Source organism: Actinophytocola sp. (assembly GCF_036555685.1).
GTDB lineage: Bacteria > Actinomycetota > Actinomycetes > Mycobacteriales > Pseudonocardiaceae > Actinophytocola.
Map to the genome: position 1 here is coordinate 21965 of NZ_DATBKY010000200.1, position 6390 is coordinate 28354.

6 protein-coding genes are annotated in these 6390 nt (G+C 70.2%); 5 read left to right on the forward strand and 1 reads right to left on the reverse strand.

Annotated features, from left to right (window positions below):
- Positions 1 to 3: 3 nt before the first annotated feature.
- Together VH969_RS18975 and VH969_RS18980 are read left to right on the forward strand one after the other, a co-directional pair.
- Positions 4 to 1383 carry an aminotransferase class V-fold PLP-dependent enzyme gene (locus VH969_RS18975; protein WP_331976001.1) on the forward strand — a complete coding sequence of 460 codons (1380 nt, stop codon included), beginning with the start codon at positions 4 to 6 and terminating at the stop codon, positions 1381 to 1383.
- Between the two features lie 61 nt (positions 1384 to 1444).
- Positions 1445 to 1813, forward strand: a complete 369-nt coding sequence (locus VH969_RS18980; protein WP_331976003.1) for a YrdB family protein — start codon at positions 1445 to 1447, stop codon at positions 1811 to 1813.
- Positions 1814 to 1828: 15 nt separating this feature from the next.
- Here the strand turns inward: VH969_RS18980 and VH969_RS18985 are convergent, their stop codons facing one another.
- Positions 1829 to 2743, reverse strand: a complete 915-nt coding sequence (locus VH969_RS18985; protein ID WP_331976005.1) for a hypothetical protein — start codon at positions 2741 to 2743, stop codon at positions 1829 to 1831.
- Positions 2744 to 2977: 234 nt separating this feature from the next.
- Between VH969_RS18985 and VH969_RS18990 the strand changes: the two genes are divergently transcribed.
- From VH969_RS18990 to VH969_RS19000, 3 genes are read left to right on the forward strand one after another with little or no spacing between them, the layout of a single operon-like run.
- Positions 2978 to 3886: a carbohydrate ABC transporter permease gene (locus VH969_RS18990; RefSeq protein WP_331976007.1), complete on the forward strand. Its 909-nt coding sequence runs from the start codon at positions 2978 to 2980 to the stop codon at positions 3884 to 3886.
- On the forward strand, positions 3883 to 4794 hold the full coding sequence (locus tag VH969_RS18995; RefSeq protein ID WP_331976009.1) for a carbohydrate ABC transporter permease: 912 nt from the start codon (positions 3883 to 3885) through the stop codon (positions 4792 to 4794). The genes VH969_RS18990 and VH969_RS18995 overlap by 4 nt, the downstream gene beginning before the upstream one ends.
- 26 nt (positions 4795 to 4820) lie before the next feature.
- Positions 4821 to 6230, forward strand: a complete 1410-nt coding sequence (locus VH969_RS19000) for an ABC transporter substrate-binding protein (protein ID WP_331976011.1) — start codon at positions 4821 to 4823, stop codon at positions 6228 to 6230.
- Positions 6231 to 6390 lie beyond the last annotated feature (160 nt).

Genomic DNA, 6390 nt, shown 5'->3' on the forward strand with positions numbered 1-6390 from the left:
CCGATGCGCGATCCGGTCGATGTCCAGGCTGTGCGCCGGCACTTCGCGTTCCCGACGCTCGGCCGGATCGCCACCAACAACGCGGCGAGCACCCAGCCGCCGCGCGAGCTGGTGGCGCTGTACCAGTCGCTCGCGCCGGGGTACGAGAACGTCCACCGCGGGCAGTCCAGCGCCTCGCAGGAGATGACCGCCCTGTTCGAGGAGTCCTACGACACGATCGCCCGCTTCGTCGGCGCGTCCGGCCGGGACGGCATCGCGCTGTACCGCAACACGACCGAGGCGATCAACGCGGTGATGTACTCGCTGCTCACCGAGTTCCGCGAGGGCGACAACGTCGTGACGACGACGATGGAGCACAACTCCAACTACGTCCCGTGGTACGCGATGTGCCGGGAGATACTGCCCCGGCTGGGGCGGCGGGTGGACTACCGCCTGGCGCGGTTCGACCCGCACACCGGCGAGCTCGACCTCGACCACCTGGCGTCGCTGATCGACGCGCGCACCAAGCTGGTCTGCTGCACCGGCGCCTCGAACTTCCTCGGCACCAGGACCCCGCTGCGCGCCGTCCGCGCGCTGGCCGACGCGAGCGGGTACCTCCAGCCGACCGGCGAGCGGCGCTCGTACCTGCTCGTCGATGCCGCGCAGCTGGTGCCGGGGTCGTTCGTCGACGTGCGCGCCCTCGACGTCGACTACCTGGCGTTCTCGTTCCACAAGATGCTCGCCCCGTTCGGGGTCGGCGTGCTGTATGGCAAGCCGCACCTGCTCGCGGCCGCGCTGCCGTTCCTCTACGGCGGCGACATGATCGCCGAAGGGCGCGTGTTTCCCGACCGGGTCGACTACAACCGCCTGCCCTGGAAGTACGCCGCCGGGACCCCCAACATCCTCGGCGCGGTCGTCTCCGCGCAGGCGCTGCGCCTGCTGCTGGACCTGGCGCTGTCGCCGGACCGCCCGGCCTACTTCGGCACGGCCGAACCGATCGAACGGTCCACCGTCCGCGCCGGCATGAATCGCGTGTCCACCTGGAACCGGCAGCTGACCGGCAGAGCGCTGGACGGGCTCGGCGCCATCGACGGCATCACGATCTACGGACCCCGCGACCCCGCGCGGCGCACCTCCCTGGTCGCGTTCAACCTCGCCGGCCGCGACCCCGTGGGCGTGGCCGAAGCGCTCAACCGGGCCGGGATCGAGTCACGGGCGGGCTGCCACTGCGCGACGCTCGCGCACCACGCCCTCGGCCTCACCCCACCGGCCAGCTGCCGCCTCAGCTTCTACCTCTACAACACCCCCGACGAGGTCGACCAGGCCGTGGCCGCGGTAGCCGCGGTCGCCGCCGGCCGGCCGGCGGGCCTGGACGGTCCGCGCGAACGGGTCGCGGCCCGGTGACGAACCGCCGGCACGCGCGGCCGGGCTCGTCCGCCCGGGTGCCACGCCATAAGCTCAGCCGGTGACATCCGAACGCGCGCCACAGCTGCGCGGGTTCGCCGGGGTCGTGCTGACCATCCGGTTCCTGACCGAGCTGGCGCTGCTGGCCGGCTTGGCCGTGGCCGGCGCACGCCTCGGCGACGGCCTGCTGTTCAGCATCGTCAACGCGATCCTGCTGCCCCTGGTCGCGGCGGTCGTGTGGGCCGTGTTCATCGGTCCCCGGGCGCCGCGCCGGCTGCCCGAGCCCGGTCGGTTCATCGTGGAGTCCGTCCTGTTCGCGGCGACCGGCGTGGCGCTGGCCCTGTCCGGCTGGCTGGTGGTCGGCATCGTGGTCGCGGTCGCCGGCATCGGGTTCGCGATCCTCACCCGGGCCTTCGCCAGGGACGGCTGAGGAGCACCGCCGGTCCTATCCGGACAGCTGGGCGGCGAGCTCGGCGTTGCGCTGGACGAACGCCACCCACGACGTCGGAGTCGCCGCCACCCTCGACCGCGCCGTGGCATCGGCGCAGTCGCGCTGGCGCCACCCGTTCAGCCGGCCGGCACGGACCTCGAAGCGCACCAGCAGGCCGTCCGCCCAGCCGTGCAGGTCCAGGTCCACGGGCTCGATCGTCGTCACCTTCTGCGGGGCGACCAGCCACTCGATGGCGAGGCTCTCCGCGTGTACCCGCGCGGCCCGCTCGAAAGCCAGCTCCCGAACGGCGTCCTCCCTGCGGCACTCGAGCTGTCCCCGAAGCGACGCGACGGCCGCGACGTCGCGGTCCAGCACCGCGGCGATCCGGTTCGCGAACCGGGCGCGGTCGGCGGGACCCACGCCTCTGACCCGGGCCATGCTCCGCGCGGCGCCGTCGAGGTTGTCGGCCGTGTATCCCAGCGGCAGCACCCGCAGCAACCCGGACACCGCCAGCCGGAGCCTGGCCCCGCCGAGGTAAGGACCGAAGTCGCGTACCCCGGCAGCCGGCTCGATCGTGTGCGACGCGGTGAGACCGGCCGACCTCGGCCGCGGATCGAGGCGCAGGTACCACGGCACCTCCTGGCCCCCCGGCGTGCGGTTCCAGCGCGGCAGGCTGCGTTCCAGCAGGTTCCGCTCCAGCCACGCCGACTCGTGGCCGGACTCGCAGACGACGGCCTCCACCCGGGCGATGCGCCGCACCATGGCGGCCAGATGTGCCCGGTCGCCGAGCTGGCCCCAGTACGAGCACACCCGCCGGCGCAGGTCGGTGGCGCGGCCGAGGTAGAGGACCCGGCCGCGAGCCTCGCGGAACCGGTACACGCCGGGCGAATGCGGCAGCCGCGCGGCCACCACGCGGGTCGGTGCGGTCATCGTCGCCGGATGTCCCCGGCCATGCCGAGCAGGCTCTCGGTGATGCCGGAGCCGGCGGCCAGCCGGTCCCTCGCGCACCCGGGACTCCCCATGCTCTTCAACGTACCGGCGCCGGCGGTCGGTGTACCGGGGGCGGCCACGAGGTACGCGCCATGTTGCCGTTCGGTGATCTTCTGATGGCAAGATGCCGCCATGGTCAAGACGGATGCGGTGGAAAAATCTCCAACGGAGGATTTGTCCGCATCCCGGCCGCGGCGGAAGCGCCGGCTGTCGCCGCGTGAGGTCGTGCTCGGGGTGCTCTTCTGCGTGCCGGCACTGGCCGGGCTGGGCACGTTCGTGATCTTCCCGCTGTTCCAGGCGATCTTCCTGTCCACCCGAGGCACCGACATCAACGGCAACCCCTCGCGGTCGGTCGGGGGCGAGAACTTCGCCGCGCTGTTCACGCCCGAGTTCGGCACGGTGCTGCTGCACACGCTGCTGTTCACGCTGTTCGTCGTGGTCGTCGGGCTGGTCCTGCCGATGGCGCTGGCCGTGCCGCTCAGCCAGCGGCTGCCCGGCATGCGGCTGTTCCGCACGCTGTTCACGCTGCCGTTCGCCTACTCGGCGTCCGCGGCGAGCGTGGTGTGGCTGCTGATGCTCGACCCGTCGATGTCGCCGGTGAACTGGACGCTGCGGCTGCTCGGTGTGGACGCCCCCGGCTGGACGACCGAGGCGCCGTGGCCGCTGATCACCGTGGCGTGGGCGACGGTCTGGGTGGTCGCCGGCTTCAACCTGCTGGTGCTCAGCGCCGGGCTCGCGAGCGTCGACGTGGAGGTCCTCGAGGCCGCGCGGATCGACGGCGCGACCGGCTTCCGCAACTTCTTCGGCGTCGTGCTGCCGATGATCTCGCCGAGCGTGTTCTTCGTCGTCGTCACGACCACGCTCACCGCGCTGCAGGCGCTCGGTCAGGTGCAGGTGATGACCGACGGCGGGCCCAACGGCGCGACGACGACCCTCGTGTTCTCCATCTTCCACAACGCGTTCGAGTACGGGAACAACGACTACGGCCTGGCCAGCGCGCAGGGGCTGGTCCTGCTGATCATCGGTATCGCGCTCGCCGCGATCCAGTTCGGCGTGATCGAGAGGCGGGTGCACTACCGGTGAGCCAGACAACGACGTCGCGGCCGGCGACCCCGCAGCGCACCCCGGCTCCACCCGCGCGACGCGGCCGCAGGACGGACCGACCGCGCGCCGCCACCAGCACGCTGACCTACGTCTGGCTCGTGCTCATGGCCGTCGTGCTGCTCTTCCCCGTGCTGATGACCGTCGTCGGCGGCTTCCTGCCCGAGGGGCAGCTGGTTCGCCAGCCGCCGGCGCTGTTGCGCGGCGAGTACTCCTTCGACAACTACGTCGCCGCGTGGCGGCAGAACGTCGTGCCGTTGCTCCCCGCGTTCACGAACTCCTTGTTCGTCGGCTTCGTGATCATGGTGGGCCACCTCGTGACGTCCTGCCTGGCCGCCTACGCGCTGGTGTTCGTGCGGATGCCGCTGCGCCAGCCGATCTTCTGGCTGTTCATGGCGACGATCATGGTGCCCTACGAGGCGATCGTGGTGCCCAACGCGCTGTTCATCCGCAGCATGGGCGTGGAGAACAGCCAGTGGAGCCTCGTGCTTCCCTTCCTCGCCAACGGTTTCGGCGTCTTCCTGATGCGGCAGGCGTTCCGCCAGTTCCCGGAGGAGCTGCACCAGGCCGCGCTGATCGACGGTTGCGGACACCTGCGGTTCCTGTTCACGATCGTGCTCCCCGCGGCGCGGCCGTCGCTCACCGCTCTCGCGGTCTGGTCGTTCCTGCAGGGCTGGAACATGTACTTCTGGCCGCTGATCATCTCCTCGTCGAACAACGCGATGAACACGCTGCAGACGGCCGTGTTCGCGTTGAAGAACAACGGCAACGGGACCCAGCAGGCACTCGTGCTCGCCGGCGTGACGATCACGCTGGTGCCCACCCTGCTGCTGGTGATCTTCGGCCAGCGCTGGCTCGTCCGTGGCTTCATGGCCGGTGCCGTGAAGTGACTCCGTCACGACTGGAAAGGAACAACGTGCGCACAACACTGCGTCGCCGGGCCGGCGCGCTGGCCGTCATGCTCGCGCTGGCCGTCACCGCAACGGCGTGCTCGTCCGCCGCGAGTTCGGGCGACTCCTCGGGTGGCAACGACGCCGCCGCGCCCGGCGCCGACGCGCTCGACGGCAAGGGCGAGGTCGACGTCACCTTCTGGCACGCGATGAGCGGTACGAACGGGGAGACGCTGCAGGCACTCGTCGACCAGTTCAACACCGACCACAAGGGCAAGATCAAGGTCACGCTGAACTACAAGGGCCAGTACGACCAGGCGCTGGCGTCCTACAAGAACGCGTCGGAGAACCAGCGCCCCGACATGATGCAGATGTACGACATCGGCACTCGCTACATGATCGACTCCAACACGGCGCTGCCGATGCAGTCGTTCATCGACGTCGACAAGCACGATGTCTCGGACCTGCAGCCGAACATCACCGGGTACTACACGGTCGACGACAAGCTGTACTCGATGCCGTTCAACACCTCGATGCCGCTGATGTACATCAACCGCGAGGCGTTCACCAAGGCCGGCCTCGACCCGGACAAGCCGCCGACGAGCCTCGAGGAGATCATGGCGGCGGCCAAGAAGATCAAGGCGACGCCGGGGGAGACCGTGCAGTACGGCTTCGGCGCGTCGCTGTACGGCTGGTTCGTCGAGCAGTGGAACGCCGTCGCCGACGAGACCCTCTGCGACCAGGACAACGGCCGCACCGGCCGGGCCAGCAAGGTCACGTTGGCCAACGACACCAACGTGAAGCTCGTGCAGTGGTGGCAGGACATGGTCAAGCAGGGCCTGGCGATGAAGCTGGACAGCAACACGGACAACGGGGACAACGCGTTCAGCTCCGGCACGGTCGCGATGAGCCTCGAGTCGACCGGTTCGCTCGGCTCGTTCACCGAGGGCGCGGCCTCGTCGAAGAATCCGTTCACGGTGGGCACCGGCTACTTCCCGAAGGTCGAGGCGGACGACGACGGCGGCCCGATCATCGGCGGCGCGTCGCTGTGGATCATGCACAAGGACGACCCGGCCAAGGCGCGCGCGGCCTGGGAGCTCGTGAAGTTCCTGTCCAGCAAGTCATCCCAGGTCACCTGGCACACGAAGACCGGCTACTTCCCGATCAGCAAGGCCGCTCTCGACGACCCGGCGGACAAGCAGTGGGTGAGCCAGAAGCCGCAGTTCGCGACCGCCATCAAGCAGCTGCAGGGCACCAAGCTGACGCACGCCACGCAGGGCTGCTCGGTCGGCGAGATGCCCGAGGTGCGCAAGAACGTGGAGAACGCGCTGCAGGCGGCCGTGCTCCAGGGCACCGACGCGAAGAAGGCGCTGACCGACGCGCAGGACAGGGCCGACAAGCAGATCGCCGACTACAACGACAAGCTCGGCGGCTGACGCTCACCTCCGGCACCGGCCGGCCGACGGCCGGTGCCGGAGCTCGGTCGGCACACGGGTGTCCTCGCCGGACACCATGCGGACGAACCGCGAGCACACCGTGTCCGTCCACATAGGCCATCGGAGCACCGCGGCGCCGGACGCACACGCGTCCGGCGCC

Excerpts from the sequence above, each read along its gene's own strand:
- VH969_RS18975 (WP_331976001.1), top strand. The coding sequence starts at position 4 with ATGCGCGATCCGGTCGATGTCCAGGCTGTGCGCCGGCACTTCGCGTTC.
- VH969_RS18985 (WP_331976005.1), bottom strand. The coding sequence starts at position 2,743 with ATGACCGCACCGACCCGCGTGGTGGCCGCGCGGCTGCCGCATTCGCCC.